Origin of the sequence: Spirosoma agri (assembly GCF_010747415.1) — a bacterium.
Taxonomy (GTDB): Bacteria; Bacteroidota; Bacteroidia; order Cytophagales; family Spirosomataceae; genus Spirosoma; species Spirosoma agri.
In genome coordinates this window covers 33,855-47,451 of sequence record NZ_JAAGNZ010000010.1, presented here as the reverse complement: position 1 = coordinate 47,451, position 13,597 = coordinate 33,855, and the positions used below count along the sequence as shown (strand labels likewise).

The following is a 13,597-nucleotide window of genomic DNA, read 5'->3' as shown; positions in this document are numbered from 1 at the left end:
GATAGAGCTGAGTCGTACTAATGAGCCCGGACGCGTATGTTTTGTTACTGGTGGTTTACCTTCTTTACTCGAACGGCACAAAGCTACTTACCGATACAGGTAAAAAATATCGAAAAGCTATCCCAAACCGGGGTGGCTTTTTTTGTTTCTGTTCCGTGCGTTGATGCTGCTGAAAGGCGAAAGAACCAGCACAATGGCAACACGAAGAGCAACTGTTTTGGCTGATACCTGGTCCAGCCAAAACAGTTGCTCTACTTATAAAGGTGTATCCGGCACTTAATCCAGCCAAAAGGTTGACCAATTTCCAGCCTTAAATCAACTTAGTAAAGTATTCGCTTGATTCTGAGCACTTGTTCTGTCCTTCATTCGGGTAGTATGGCTCACTCCCTGCAATCACGGATTTGTTTTTTTTGCTGTCAGCAGTAAGTCACGGGTAACGTCTTTGTCAATGTCGATGTAGCCGGGGTACTGAACGGATTTGTTGCCCAGCATGATCGTCGGCTTGATCTTCAGCGTAATACGGGACGCTTCCGTCTGGCTACCACCGGCTAAATTGCGAATCAGATTAACGAAGGCATTGCGGGTTGATGAACTGGTCACTAGCCCATACGCATTGGCATTGACGGGAATCGGTACGATCACCTTCCCTCCGCCTGGTGGAACTTCTACCCGCCGTTGAACGGTGCCCGTAGCCAGTTCGTTTCCGGACAGCAACAAGCGATAGTCAAACGCATTAATGGCAGCAACCTCGTTCGTTGGATTGACAATTTCCAGGTTGACGGTCGCGTTGAAAGGGACGTCTTTTCTGAGGAGTCCGGCCGTAATTCTGGGGTATTTAAGCGGGTTAACATCGTCTAATTGCCGGACATCTTTAAAGTCCTGTATATCGTAGCCCGCAATTGTTACGCTATCGGCCGAGTGAATAGCGTACTTGCTTTTGCTCAACATTTTTGCCTGTTGCACCTGTCGGTTGACCCCGCACTGGGAAAGGAGGACGGGAAGGGCCAGAAGAGCTAAGTTGATCCGTAATCGCATGAGTTGCATGAATGAACTGGTTTTGTAAACGTGATTAGTGAAGTCGATAGGTAAGTAATACGTTGAGCGTCGGTAGAAAACCGTGTTGGCGAAGTTTGGTGTCAATTTCCTCGTCCAGATTGCCGTATAGCAGCCGGGTCACGCCTAGCCGGTCTATTCCCGGCCGGTTTGACGAAAACGTGTTTTGTGTGCTTACGATCTTGCCCAGGCTCAGTTCAGTGTTCAGGCCGAAACGGGAATTGCGGAACTGAAACGAACGACCCACTCGAATTCCGGTGATCCAAAGATTCGATTGTAACGTAAAGACGAACGCTGATGAGTCGAGAAGGCCAAAGCCAGAGAAGTCCCGATTTAAGTAAACACCCAGACCATCGGCCGGTGTAATTGGGCCCGCCGTAAAATGGATATACTGTCCGTACAGTGTTCCGTACCAGGGTGAATTCGCGTGCACGGTCACGCCCAGGCTCGCTGAACTACCTCCCCGAAACGAACGGTCAATAACCCGACTCAGGTTAGGGTCCAGGCCAAAGCCTTCCAGCAATTTTAGCGTGTACTGATCGAAAGGAGCTGCAATGACGCCCCCCTGCGCCTGTACGGAAAACCGCCGACTGAACTGGAACTGATAGCCCGCCGTGTAGTTCAGCGGGATCTGTAGTCCTGCAAATACCATGTGACGGGCTCGAAAAGGCTCCGTAACCTTTAGTGAATCCTGCCCATACGTCAACCAAGGAATTCCGACCAGTAACAGAAGAAGGGCTAAATAGCCAATGCGTATTTTCATCGTGTCAGGGAAAAGAGCGCGGAGACATGGGCTCCGGTAAACAGGGAACTCCGGGAGATACCCTTCATTTTGGTTGAGTTGAATACTGCTGCGTGTCGATATTTGGTCTAGCCATGAAGTGATAGCCGGATCAACACCGACATGGTCATCCGTAACTATGTTGGCCAAGTCATCTAGTAGAGAGAAAACTGTACCAACTGGTTTAGGTAAAACCTAACTGACTAGCTAACAGTCGACTATCTATGCGTTATGTATTTATTTTACTGGCTGTATGTAGGTATTTTTACTCAGGTATGGGGTATATAATCTCAGGAGAGTCAGCGTATTTCGTTGCCTTTGTTTCCGTTGATGACACAGGCTACTTTTAGCGCTGAAGGGGAGGGTACACAGAAAATGGCTTATCCTGATCAAGACATGCAAGCAGGTCAATGGTTGTGGAAATAGGCTGGAATCAGCAAATGAACGGTGTGCCGTACCCTAACCAGCCAGTCCGGACCTAAGCAGCGCCCAGCTCACTCGCGAGATGACCTTCCGTATTAGCCCCCTATGCTGCTGCGTTTGATTTGGCATTGGTAAAACAGGTATAAAAGTATGTAAGAGCCGGTGCCTGGCAGCAAGTCAATTGAACATCTGTGAAATTCTGGTGTTTCTCTTTTGTTAAACACACTGAACAAATGAAAACAATTCATGCTGCCGCTTTGACGCTGGCAATAGCTATAGCACTCAGTTCATGTACGCCCAAAATGATGTTTGGCACGTCATCTATCGTTCCAGCGGCATCCGGAGAAGTACACGTAAAGAAGGATAAGAACAAGAATTATATCGTGAGTGTGGATGTCCAAAATCTGGCCGAGGCCAGTAAGCTCACGCCATCTAAAAACATCTATTTGGTGTGGGCAGAATCGAGTGAGGAGTCTGCCAAAAAGCTGGGACAGTTAGTGCCGACCGGTAAAGTGCTGAAAGCAGAACTAAAAGCTACCACTATCGCTGAACCCCGCACGGTTTTCATTACGGCAGAAGACAATGCCGATGTGCTGTATCCAGACGGGCAAATCATCCTGACGACCCGAAAGTAGTCACTAGTGCCTGACGCTCGTTTGTGCGGATCAACGCTTGCCTGTCTCAGGCCACAAACGAGCGTCTGCGGGAAAAGCTGATGTCCTAGCTGCGGTTATCCCTTTGAACAGAGCCTGTACCGCGGGAGGTAGTTAATTGACGGAATTGGGCATAACCGCTGGTGACCAGCCTAGTAGAGCACATTCAGTTTGGTACATGGGTGATCCGGTACGCACGCACGGGGGGATACGGGGATTCGGTGTAGATTTGCCCTATTCGTCAATTGAACTACGGCTATCCGTGCAATCTGTTTCTCCCTGGCTCACTAAAACTGCTCGCATCGTATCGGCAGTCGGCCATCCGCTGTTCGTGACTTCGTTGTTTACCCTCGCTGTAGCCTTCGATCAACTAACCACGCTCAACGCGTTGCTGGTTTCGGGGTTGCTTCTTGGCGGAGTGATCGGGCCGGTGACCTGGCAAAATTATCAACGGACGAAACGTGGTCTGTACACCAATTTCGACGTTTCGGATCGACAGCAGCGTTACCGGTTCTACCCAATATTAATCGCCCTACTGGGACTGGTGACCACATTGTTGTTCGTAACCCAACAACCCCGTCCCTTTTGTATCGGCTTTTTAAGCGTGCTTCTGCTCGTGGTCTGTTCGTACGGGATCAACTTTTTTTGTAAAGTTTCGCTTCACACCTCGATCTCGTTCTTCATGGTCTGGGCACTTCGTCTGATCAGTCTGCCGCTGGGGGTGGGCATGGGAATACTGGCTCTATTGATAGCCGCATCTCGGTTGGTGTTGAGCCGCCATAGCTTGACGGAACTGGTTGTAGGGGCCCTGCTGGGGCTACTGGCTGGGGCTGGTTTTTACGGCTATATCCGGTAAGACGTTTTGTAGGCCAAGAAATCGCACACAAACGAAAACGCCGGACACAAAACAGAACTCCGCTTCGGGAAACGTCTTAGAGTGAAGCTGTCAAGTCAATCGACGGATCGGTCGAGACTTAATTTAATTTTTTGAAGAGCGAGAGCATCGTTTCCGGGTCGAGACTGTCCATGCTAATCAACGTCAATGACTTGACCATCTTCAGCGTCGCGGTTTTGTAGTGCTGAAAATGCGGTGATTTTATGTGCGACTGGTAAGCCGCCGGATTTGCGTATAGTTCGATTAGCCTGATTTGGGTGGGTTTCTCCTTCACCGCCATCGGAAAAATGGCAATGACCCCTGGCTCCAGTCTTACCGACGCTGCCGATTCTTCTTTCAGGATAGCCTTATAGTCGTCCAGATATTCCGGCACGATGTCGAGTTCAGCAATGCGTACCATCATGCCCGGTTCGATGAGGGGGACAGTGGGCTTATTCAGTGCTTTGCGTAAAATATTGGCCTGAGTTCGGCTGATGTACATTTCGATCAGGTCCGCAACCTGAACCAGTTGGCTTTCGGTAAGGCCGGTATTCAGCCCCATGTTCAGGTGGGCCTGTAGCTGGGATGCGACGCCGGGCATGGCAGCCAGCGCCGATATGGTTACCAGTTCCCGCTGCTGGTAGGTCAACACATCACTATCGAACACATCGGCAAACAGGTGTTCTTTCAAAAAAGCATCGATTCGCGGGGCGAACTCACCAAAACCGGGTGCTGGCCTGGGCTGGGGCGTTTTGGTGAGGGTTTCCAGCACTTTTCTACCCTGCTCATACCTGTCGGAATGGCTATCAGGCAACCGGATTTCTTTTCCCGGCGGGTCCAGAAGGCCCTTTGCTTTTCGCTCCTCCAGCACCGTCATGAACGTACTGATACCATTCAGGCTTCTTGGAAAACCACAATAAGCGTACAACTGCACCAGTAGTTCCTTGATCTCATTGACCGTCAGACCAGTATTGAGTCCCGCGCTCAACTGCTCTTTCAGCTTGTCTAAATCCCCCGTGGCGGTCAACGCAGCAATGGCGACGATGCGTTGTTGCTGAGGGTTTAGATCCTGACTGGTAGCGGGTCTTGGCTGAGCCTTCATGTTTGTTATAGATAGTAAAAGAACAAAAGGCAGTATGCCTAAATACCGTCTGGTTTTGCGCATCATCGCCGTCAATTAATGGGAGTTGACCTTAGTATAGTCGTCATCCGAAACCGGGGTAAGCCAAACCACATTGTCGTCGCCCTGGTAATTCGTGATGGCAATATGAACCAGTTTGTTCGTGGCCGATGCGCCGTGCCAATGTTCTACCGCTTCCGGGATATTGACCACATCACCTTTGTTGATCCGCCGGGCGGGTTTGCCCTTTTCCTGGTAAAACCCTGATCCTTCCGTAACGATCAACACCTGTCCCTTGGGATGGGTGTGCCATCGGACCGCCGAGCGGTTTGTTCGGGCACCGGGTTCAAATGTCACGTTACCCATCGCATACTCGTTATTCTTGTCCCTCGCTACAAGGGGAGTCAGATAGGCGTTGCCCGTAAAATAGTCATTCGTTAGTTTTTCCCCTTTCGGAAAAAGAGACGTGTTCGGATCAGCGGTCATAGTTTTAGGTTGTTTGGTGCCAACGCAAGCCGTCATTGATACGACCGTCCCGGTCAGCAGCAGGGCAGCGATGAATGCAAACGATGGTTTCATGATGATCAACGTTGTACGATGGTTTGGTGTCAGATTGTCTTCACCACCTTCGCCGGAATTCCAGCAACGACTGTATTGGGCGGTACGTCCCGACTTACTACCGCCCCCGCTGCTACAATTGAGTTTTCGCCAACCGTAACGCCCGGCAAAATGGTTGCTCCCGCCCCGATCCAGGCATTTCGTTTGATCAGAATCGGTTGAAGAAGGACTGTTTTACGATCGGCGGGGTCTAACGGATGATTTTCGGACGTCAGATTGACTCGCGGCCCAATCTGAACATCGTCCTCAATCGTGATGCCACCAATGTCCAGGAAAGAACAGGCGTGATTGATAAACACGTTTTTGCCCAGCTTAATGAACAGGCCGAAGTTGGTGTAAAAGGGCGGAAAAATCGTGGTTGACTCGTCGATCCTTGTACCGATGATCTCACTTAGCTTTTCGCGTACCTGATCAAGCTCGGTTGCGGTCGCGTTCATCGCTGCGCACAAGCTGATAGTGCGCGAAACGACTTCGGCAAACCGGGCATACTCAGCATCCTCTTTCCGAAGCGGTTGACTAGCCCGCATCCGCTGAAAAATATCGTTATTCATTGAGTTAGTATACTGCGGTCGGGAACCCGCCATACTCGCTGGTTTCCGACCGCAGCACCGTTACGCTTTTCGCAGCAATTTATCCGGTGTGATGGGCAGATCACGGACGCGCTGGCCGGTAGCATTGAACACTGCGTTGGCCACGGCTCCCGCAAAACCGACCAGGGCAATTTCGCCCATACCTTTGGCACCCATCGGGTTGATGATTGGGTCGGGCTTGTCGATCATGATCGTTTCGATAGCGGGCACGTCGGCGTGGACTGCTACGTGGTAGTCGGCCAGGTTGTTATTCACAAACCGGCCAAACCGGTGGTCGATGGTAGCCTCTTCGGTCAGGGCCATGCCAATGCCACCCGCTACGCCACCGATCATCTGACTGGCAGCCGTTTTGGGGCTCACGATACGTCCCGAATCCGCTACGCTGACAGCTTTCGAAACGCGCACGACACCCGTCAGCGGATTGACCCGCACCTGCACGAAATGCACCGAGAACGAATACATCGAATACTTGCCCAGTTCCGGTCCGCCCTTCGACTCTTTCGTTTTATCGATCACGGTCAGGTTATTGGCCTTCATCAACTCGCTCACGGACACCTTTTTACCCGGCTCTTTTTCGACCGACAACATGCCATCCGTTAGCGTCAATTCATCGGCCTGACGACCGGTCAGCGGACCTCCGTTTTTAGTGGCCAGTTCGATCAACGTCTGCTTGATACTGGTGCACGCATCGAACACCGCCGACCCCACCGCCGACACAATGGCTGATCCACCCTGAGTAGGGGCTTTGGGCAACGATGTGTCGCCGTACTCAACCTTAATGCGCGATACCGGTACCGCAAGCACGTTGTGAGCGACCATCGTCAGGGCCGTTCCGGTGCCGGGTCCAATGTCAGTCACGGCGCTCTGTACCGTCAATGATCCGTCGGCTTTCAGCAGGACGCGGGCACTGGCTTCCCAGCGAAAGGCGCTGAACACGCCCGTACTCATGCCGTAACCAACCAGCCAATTCCCGTCGCGCTGACTACCCGGCTCATTCTTCCGATTGCTCCAGCCGATCGCTTCCGCTCCGCGCTGGTAAGCTTCTTTGAGGTGCTTGCTCGAATACGGCCGGTTATGTTCCGGATCGGTTTCGGTGTAGTTGCGCAGCCGAAATTCAATGGGATCGAGGTTCAGTTTATGAGCCATTTCGTCCATCGCCGATTCCAGCGCAAACGCGCCCGTCGCTTCGCCGGGACCCCGCATCCAGATGGGAACGCTCCGGTCGAGCCGCACGATGCGGTAGCGGGTGCTTACGTTCGGGCAGGCGTACATGAACTTGGTCATGTTGACCGTAGCTTCTGTAAAATCTTCGTAACTGGCTGTTTCAGCGGTAGCCGCGTGGGCCAGACCGACCAGCTTGCCGTCCTGGTCAGCTCCCATGTTGATCGTCTGCACCGTAGTGGGCCGGTGACCCACCAGCGTAAACATCTGACTCCGGTTCATGACCAGTTTCAGGGGACGACCAATTTTCTTGGCAATCGCCACGACCGCCGTTTCCTGCGGCCAGGTCCGGAGGCCCATGCCGAAGCCACCACCCATGAACTCGGTGTGTACGTGAATGTTCTTCGGATCGATCTTGAAGGCTTCGGCCATCGCCTGCTGGGTGGCATTTACCCCCTGCGTTTTGGCGTAGATCATCAAGTTGGCCGGACCAGTCCAGTGGGCCAGAATACCGTGCAGTTCCATCGGGTTATGCACCTCAATGGGAATGGTGTAGTTGGCCTCCAGCGTAACCGGCGCGGATTGGTAGGCATCGGCTTTGCCACGTAAATAATTACCCCCCTCGGCCCCTTTTGGGGCAATACCCTCGGCAACGTGTTTGTGCAGATCGGTACGAGCGGCCTGCTTGGTATAAGTTGCTTTGACGAGCGAAGCCGCGTAGGTGGCTCGCTCGAAGGTATCAGCCACCACAATGGCGATAGGCTGCCCATCGAAGAGAATTTTCGGGCTACTCAGGATGCGGTAGGTTTCTTCGGTCTTCTGCTTGGGTGCCGGTCCATCGGCTTCACCACCCACGGGAGCGTCCAGGCCCGGAATGGGTGGCATGTTCTGGTGAGTGAATACGCCCAGCACGCCCGGTGCGCCCTGCGCTTTTTTGGTGTCCAGACTGGTGATGCTCCCTTTGGCGATTTCGCTGCCGACAAGAACACAATAGGCTGTGTTGGGCAACTCAAAATCAGCGAAGTAGTTAGCCCCGCCGGTCACTTTCAGTCGTCCGTCGATCCGATCGATAGGCGGGTTCTTGATGTCTTTGGTCATGATCAGGCGGTTTTTGTGGCGGTTTTCAGGGCTTCGATAAGCGAGTTGGGAGCCAGCGTCAGTTTAAAATCGTTTTCGCCGTAGCCTTTCGCATCCTTCATGGCCAAGGTAGCGGCCTGGTTGAAGTTGGCATCAGTGGCTGGTTTGCCTCTAAGAAACTGCTCGGCCTCGATCAGTCGCCAAGGTTTATGCGCTACTCCGCCCATGGCCAGCCGGATGTCCTGAATGGTATCACCCTTCATCGCTATGCCCACACCCACCGATATTAGCGCGAACGCATACGAGGCCCGGTCGCGGACTTTCAGGTAGTGCGAATGGTCGGCAAACGTGTTGGTTGGCAGATCAACGGATAGGATCAGTTCGCCCGGCAACAACGTATTATCTTTCTGTGGCATATCACCAGGCAGGCGGTGAAACTCGCTGAACGGAATCTGGCGATCTCCTTTCGGACCTGATACATTTACCGTGGCATCTAAAGCCACCAGAGCAATGCACATATCGCTGGGGTGAACGGCAATACACTTGCTGGAACTACCAAAAATGGCATGCATTCGATTGACCCCACCGATGGCTCCGCATCCTGACGGCCCGTTAGCCTGTCCTTTGTCGGGTCCTGCCTGCACGGGGCTACGCTTATTACAGGGCATCGAATTGTCGTAGAAATACGCACAGCGGGTACGCTGCATCATATTCCCACCCACCGTAGCCATGTTCCGAAGTTGGGCTGAGGCTCCCGCGTTCAGCGCCTGCGACAACAGCGGAAAGTGTTTCTTTACCAGCTCATGATCCGCAACGGCTGAGTTCTTCGCCATCGCCCCGATCCGCAGGCCCGTCGCCGTTTTTTCGATCGTCGCCAGGGGTAATTTAGTGATGTCGATCAGGCGTTCCGGAACGACGACCTCACGCTTCATCAGGTCGATCAGATTGGTGCCGCCCGCCAGAAAGTAGGTGCCACTCTCTTTCGTAATGGCCGAAATAGCGGCTTTGGGGGTCGTAACCCGCGTAAACTGAAATGGGTTCATACCTTGGCTCCTCCCTGTTTTACGTCCATAATCGCATCGACAATATTAGCATAGGCTCCGCATCGGCAAATGTTTCCACTCATGTATTCGCGGATTTCATCGGGGCTGTTCGCGTGGCCTTCGCGAATGCAAGCCACCGCCGACATGATCTGGCCCGGTGTGCAGTAGCCGCACTGGAAGCCATCGTGTTTGATGAACGCTTCCTGCATGGGGTGAAGTCGGGCAGTAGCGGCATCACCCGACTCCCCGCCCTCCGCCAGTCCTTCAATGGTCGTCACGGCGCATCCTTCAGTGGTCATCGCCAGCGTCAGGCACGAGTTCACCCGCTGCCCGTCAACGTGTACCGTACAGGCTCCGCACTGGCCGTGGTCACAGCCTTTCTTGGTCCCGGTCAGGTGGAGTTGTTCGCGCAGCAGATCGAGCAGCGTCACACGCGGTTCAATGCTGAGCTGCCGGGCTTTCCCATTGATGGTTAGTTGCAGCGGCATCTGCTCGAAGGCAGCGGCCACTTTTTCATCCAATCCTTTATCGATGGCGGTCACAGCGGCTGGCGGGGTCATGGCCAAAGCCGCCAGCGCGGAGGATTGTTTCAAGAAAATCCGTCGGGAGGAATTTGAGCTGTCTAACTCGTTCCCATTCGTTTCATTTTCAGCCATAGAACAGAAGTATTGATGTTGGTAAAACCACGCTCGCTACGCACGGATTGTCGCTCCGTGCCAAGGGAAACCGGTTACGGTGGTCGGTCTATAAGGTAGCCATATCGATGACAAACCGATAACGAACATCTCCTTTGACCATGCGATCGTAGGCCTGGTGGATGTCTTTGATGTCGATCATCTCGATGTCGGAAACAATGTCGTGCTCCGCGCAGAAGTCCAGCATTTCCTGGGTTTCGGCAAGGCCGCCAATGCTTGATCCGGCAATACTTTTCCGACCGATAATGAGGCCAAACGCGTGTACAGCCGACGGGGTTGGGGGCGCACCCACACAAATATGCACGCCATCAACTTTCAGCAGTGACATGTACGCCATATAATCATGCTCCGCCGATACCGTGTCGAGGATGAAGTCAAATTGTCCTTTTGCCGCTTCGAACTGAGCCGCATCACTCGTTACCACGAAATGGTGAGCACCCAGCTTTTTGGCATCGGCCTCTTTCTTCGGCGACGTGCTCAGAACGGTAACTTCAGCGCCCAAAGCGACACCGAATTTCACACCCATATGACCCAGACCACCTAGTCCAAGTACGGCTAGTTTATGACCCGGTCCTACTTTCCAGTGGCGAAGGGGTGAATACGTGGTAATGCCAGCGCAAAGTAGGGGTGCCGTGGCCGCCAGATCCAGGTTCTGGGGTATGTGGAGCACGAAATTTTCGCTGACGACGATGGTGTTGGAATAGCCACCATACGTAGGTGTCTTCTTGTCCTGTTCCAGCCCGTTGTAGGTCTGGCTGTTACCGTTCAGGCAGTACTGCTCCAACCCCTGCTGGCAGGACTCACAGGTGCGGCAGGAATCGACCAGGCAGCCGGTGCCCGCCAGATCGCCCACTTTAAAGTTGGTCACGTTCGTACCAACGGCAACGACTTTACCGACAATTTCGTGGCCGGGCACCATTGGGAAGATGCTACCGCCCCACTCGTCTTTGATCTGGTGAAGGTCCGAATGGCAAACGCCACAGTACTGAATGTCAAATTGTACATCGTGGGGACCAAGCTCACGACGCTGAAAATTCCAGGGAGCTAAATCTGATTCTTTGGTTTGGGCTGCATACCCTTTTGTTGCGATCATGCTAATCTTGTTTTTATAAACGTCAAGTAACGAACTGAGTATGATACCGATTCAATCGACAAAGTTAGCCGTAAGCCACGGCGGATTCTATAGCAAAACCGCAGCTTTTTTTATGAATAACGCATTTCTTTGTTTACCAATCATTTCGGATGCCAGTCAGACAATTACGTCTTAATTCTTTAACTTTGTTCTGAAAGACAGTACATTAGAACGTTCGAAAGAGATGTTCGTTGACTAGACAGATAAACTTTGTATACGTAAAAAAGTTGTAAAAATTATGAAAACACAACCGCCCCGGAATGCCGGACCACAGAATGCCGGTGATGCGGCAACCCGACTACGGCGGACCGGCGATGCACAACCCATCACGATGGTGTATGATGTTCCCTCTCTGCTGGCGCCTGGCACAACGCCCGTGAGCCGGCTCTATTATGAGGACTGGAACATCAAGGTTGTTGATCGCGAGAAAAGTGGCTGTGATAATTACCTGTCGCCGAACCGGCGGGATTTTTACAAGATCATGCTGATGACCAGCGGCACGGGTTTCAAGACGATGGGTAAGAACAACTATTACATCGACGAGCGAACCATTCTGTTCTTACACCCCAACGAGATCGTGTGTTGGCGCAACACGACCCCTGAAGTGGGCGGGGGTGTTTTCTGCATGTTCAAGAAGCGGTATCTGGATCAGCACCCTTCCCTGAAGCTGGTCATTGACCGTTATAAATTTTTCACCGAGAAAAAAATACTGCGCCTGTCGGAGCAATCGACCCGTATGATTCACGGCCTGCTCACCCAGATGAAAGCCGAAGCGGCTTCGGGCGGAGAACTGGCCGAAGAAGCCATGCAAGCCTACGTTCAGCTCATCCTGGTGGAAAGTCTGAAAGGTACTGAGTATGCACCGACCGGCGCGATTACCAATGAATACCGGCACGTGCACGATTTCTTCGAGTTGCTCGAAAAAGAAACCAACCTGGCCAACCTCGACAGGCCCATCAGGATGCGGACGGCTCAGCAGTATGCGCAGCAACTGAACCTTAATGCCAGTTACCTGAATGGGTTGGTAAAAAAGCATACTGGACAGCCGATCAGTACGCTCATCAAAAACCGGCTGGTTGAAGAAAGTAAGGCACTGTTAATTCAAACCAGCTGGACGTTGCAGGAAATCAGTCAGATCATCGGCTTTGCCGATCAGCCTAACTTCAGCCAGTTTTTCAAAAACTACGTGGGCGTGACACCGAATGAATTCCGACGATCACCGATCGCTCCGGATTACGAGGGTTAATTTTAATCTGGTCAATAAGTCATTGACAATGAGTAAGAAACCAACGAGACCTCGTTCGGATGCAGATCGGTTTACGTCGGAATTGATCCGGTGATGGGGCCACTTGCTGGTCTGACTACCCAGTCGTTTTACCGCTTCGTAATCGGCCGGACGATTTCGTTGAGCAGAATGGTGAGGTCATTGTTCATAAGCCGGAGTTCGGTTTCCAGCTGCCCGAGCATAGCCGCCCGAACGGTCAGTTCTTCAGCGGTGTAGGTGTCTCCATCGCTAAAATAAGCCACTTCCCGACGTGTGTGTTTACGCGGGCGACCCGCTTTTTCGTCCAGCGCCACCAGCAGTTCCCAACGGCTGCGCAGGGCATCGACCAATGAGGGACTGTTGCCTGATTTTGGCTTGTTGAGGTAGTACCAGACCAGGGGCGGAAAATCGGTTGATGTTTTGGATTTGTTCCAGATGTCGCGCAGTGGATTACGTGGATGGCGGTATTCCGCATGGGGTGGTTTCTGTCGTAACGCCAGCACACCCAGTCCACCTTCGCCCACACCCCCCGCAATGTGAAGCCAGTCGGCGGTCTGGTGCTGTTCGTGCAAATTTAGCAGGCTGGCACCGATGATGGCCACAGCACCGATGGTGATAGCACTGATGGTCATGCGCTTTTCCCGGCTGTTTTCCCGGCGGGTGAGCAGGGTGGCCGTTAGCGTAGCGCGCTTGCTGTCACAATCGACCAGGGCCGCTGCGGTAGCTATGTCGAAGTTAGCGAGTTGAAGCTGGTCGGTTAGTTTCTGCCGTATCGCGAGGTACTGATTGGAGGGCGGCTGATCGGGGTTTTGCTGCTCCAGCTGAGTCATTTGCACCAGCAAGTGCGTAAGCCCCACGGCCTGTGCCATGCGAAGACCGCGTTCACCAAAGCGTTGCCGAAGCAACAAATCATCCGGTGAGCCAGGCACCAGATTGATCGGGTGAAACACGTAACCCGACGTGCCGCTGGAGTCGATGTTGCAATTGTCGCTGGCTACCCGATTTAGGGTCGAGCTAGCCTGGCGATTGGATAGGCAGCCGCTTAGCGTAATGGCCAGTAAAAGAAGACTGAGTAAAGGTAAATGAAGTCGATGTGTCGTCATGGTTGTATCG

At 52.7% G+C, this 13,597-nt stretch carries 13 protein-coding genes; 3 read left to right on the top strand and 10 right to left on the bottom strand.

The annotated features are described in order from the left end of the window. Positions 1–393: 393 nt before the first annotated feature. Together GK091_RS28640 and GK091_RS28635 are read right to left on the bottom strand one after the other, a co-directional pair. Complete coding sequence (locus GK091_RS28640) at positions 394–1,044, bottom strand: hypothetical protein (RefSeq protein ID WP_246202465.1); 651 nt, start codon at positions 1,042–1,044, stop codon at positions 394–396. A gap of 25 nt (positions 1,045–1,069) precedes the next feature. Beyond that, complete coding sequence (locus tag GK091_RS28635; protein ID WP_164044178.1) at positions 1,070–1,816, bottom strand: hypothetical protein; 747 nt, start codon at positions 1,814–1,816, stop codon at positions 1,070–1,072. A 674-nt stretch (positions 1,817–2,490) separates the two neighbouring features. Between GK091_RS28635 and GK091_RS28630 the strand changes: the two genes are divergently transcribed. Together GK091_RS28630 and GK091_RS28625 are read left to right on the top strand one after the other, a co-directional pair. Then, positions 2,491–2,892: a hypothetical protein gene (locus tag GK091_RS28630; RefSeq protein WP_164044177.1), complete on the top strand. Its 402-nt coding sequence runs from the start codon at positions 2,491–2,493 to the stop codon at positions 2,890–2,892. A gap of 280 nt (positions 2,893–3,172) precedes the next feature. Then, positions 3,173–3,766, top strand: a complete 594-nt coding sequence (locus GK091_RS28625) for a phosphatase PAP2 family protein (RefSeq protein WP_164044176.1) — start codon at positions 3,173–3,175, stop codon at positions 3,764–3,766. A 118-nt stretch (positions 3,767–3,884) separates the two neighbouring features. Here GK091_RS28625 and GK091_RS29490 read toward each other — a convergent pair whose 3' ends face one another. The 7 genes from GK091_RS29490 to GK091_RS28590 all read right to left on the bottom strand — a co-directional run bounded on the left by GK091_RS29490 (position 3,885) and on the right by GK091_RS28590 (position 11,181). Next, positions 3,885–4,886 (bottom strand): carboxymuconolactone decarboxylase family protein, encoded by a 1,002-nt coding sequence (locus GK091_RS29490; protein ID WP_212593024.1) that lies wholly within the window; start codon positions 4,884–4,886, stop codon positions 3,885–3,887. Positions 4,887–4,961: 75 nt separating this feature from the next. After that, entirely contained in the window at positions 4,962–5,483 is a 522-nt protein-coding gene (locus GK091_RS28615) for a (R)-mandelonitrile lyase (protein ID WP_246202463.1), read from the bottom strand. 29 nt (positions 5,484–5,512) lie between these two features. Further along, positions 5,513–6,073 (bottom strand): sugar O-acetyltransferase, encoded by a 561-nt coding sequence (locus GK091_RS28610; protein ID WP_164044174.1) that lies wholly within the window; start codon positions 6,071–6,073, stop codon positions 5,513–5,515. A gap of 60 nt (positions 6,074–6,133) precedes the next feature. Beyond that, positions 6,134–8,371, bottom strand: coding sequence for a xanthine dehydrogenase family protein molybdopterin-binding subunit (locus GK091_RS28605; RefSeq protein WP_164044173.1), 2,238 nt, complete (start codon positions 8,369–8,371; stop codon positions 6,134–6,136). A 2-nt stretch (positions 8,372–8,373) separates the two neighbouring features. Further along, positions 8,374–9,393, bottom strand: a complete 1,020-nt coding sequence (locus tag GK091_RS28600; RefSeq protein ID WP_164044172.1) for an FAD binding domain-containing protein — start codon at positions 9,391–9,393, stop codon at positions 8,374–8,376. After that, on the bottom strand, positions 9,390–10,049 hold the full coding sequence (locus GK091_RS28595) for a (2Fe-2S)-binding protein (RefSeq protein ID WP_164044171.1): 660 nt from the start codon (positions 10,047–10,049) through the stop codon (positions 9,390–9,392). The genes GK091_RS28600 and GK091_RS28595 overlap by 4 nt, the downstream gene beginning before the upstream one ends. Positions 10,050–10,137: 88 nt before the next feature. Then, complete coding sequence (locus GK091_RS28590) at positions 10,138–11,181, bottom strand: NAD(P)-dependent alcohol dehydrogenase (RefSeq protein ID WP_164044170.1); 1,044 nt, start codon at positions 11,179–11,181, stop codon at positions 10,138–10,140. A 277-nt stretch (positions 11,182–11,458) separates the two neighbouring features. On the opposite strand from GK091_RS28590, the gene GK091_RS28585 reads away from it, so the two are divergent. Further along, the gene (locus tag GK091_RS28585) at positions 11,459–12,466 is read left to right on the top strand and encodes an AraC family transcriptional regulator (protein ID WP_164044169.1); all 1,008 of its coding nucleotides are present in this window, start codon (positions 11,459–11,461) and stop codon (positions 12,464–12,466) included. A gap of 128 nt (positions 12,467–12,594) precedes the next feature. On the opposite strand, the gene GK091_RS28580 is transcribed toward GK091_RS28585, so the two are convergent. Next, positions 12,595–13,587, bottom strand: coding sequence for a hypothetical protein (locus tag GK091_RS28580; RefSeq protein ID WP_164044168.1), 993 nt, complete (start codon positions 13,585–13,587; stop codon positions 12,595–12,597). Positions 13,588–13,597: the final 10 nt, after the last annotated feature.

Excerpts from the sequence above, each read along its gene's own strand:
- GK091_RS28640 (WP_246202465.1), bottom strand. The coding sequence starts at position 1,044 with ATGCAACTCATGCGATTACGGATCAACTTAGCTCTTCTGGCCCTTCCC.
- GK091_RS28635 (WP_164044178.1), bottom strand. The coding sequence starts at position 1,816 with ATGAAAATACGCATTGGCTATTTAGCCCTTCTTCTGTTACTGGTCGGA.
- GK091_RS28630 (WP_164044177.1), top strand. The coding sequence starts at position 2,491 with ATGAAAACAATTCATGCTGCCGCTTTGACGCTGGCAATAGCTATAGCA.
- GK091_RS29490 (WP_212593024.1), bottom strand. The coding sequence starts at position 4,886 with ATGAAGGCTCAGCCAAGACCCGCTACCAGTCAGGATCTAAACCCTCAG.
- GK091_RS28615 (WP_246202463.1), bottom strand. The coding sequence starts at position 5,483 with ATGAAACCATCGTTTGCATTCATCGCTGCCCTGCTGCTGACCGGGACG.
- GK091_RS28610 (WP_164044174.1), bottom strand. The coding sequence starts at position 6,073 with ATGAATAACGATATTTTTCAGCGGATGCGGGCTAGTCAACCGCTTCGG.
- GK091_RS28605 (WP_164044173.1), bottom strand. The coding sequence starts at position 8,371 with ATGACCAAAGACATCAAGAACCCGCCTATCGATCGGATCGACGGACGA.
- GK091_RS28600 (WP_164044172.1), bottom strand. The coding sequence starts at position 9,393 with ATGAACCCATTTCAGTTTACGCGGGTTACGACCCCCAAAGCCGCTATT.
- GK091_RS28595 (WP_164044171.1), bottom strand. The coding sequence starts at position 10,049 with ATGGCTGAAAATGAAACGAATGGGAACGAGTTAGACAGCTCAAATTCC.
- GK091_RS28590 (WP_164044170.1), bottom strand. The coding sequence starts at position 11,181 with ATGATCGCAACAAAAGGGTATGCAGCCCAAACCAAAGAATCAGATTTA.
- GK091_RS28585 (WP_164044169.1), top strand. The coding sequence starts at position 11,459 with ATGAAAACACAACCGCCCCGGAATGCCGGACCACAGAATGCCGGTGAT.
- GK091_RS28580 (WP_164044168.1), bottom strand. The coding sequence starts at position 13,587 with ATGACGACACATCGACTTCATTTACCTTTACTCAGTCTTCTTTTACTG.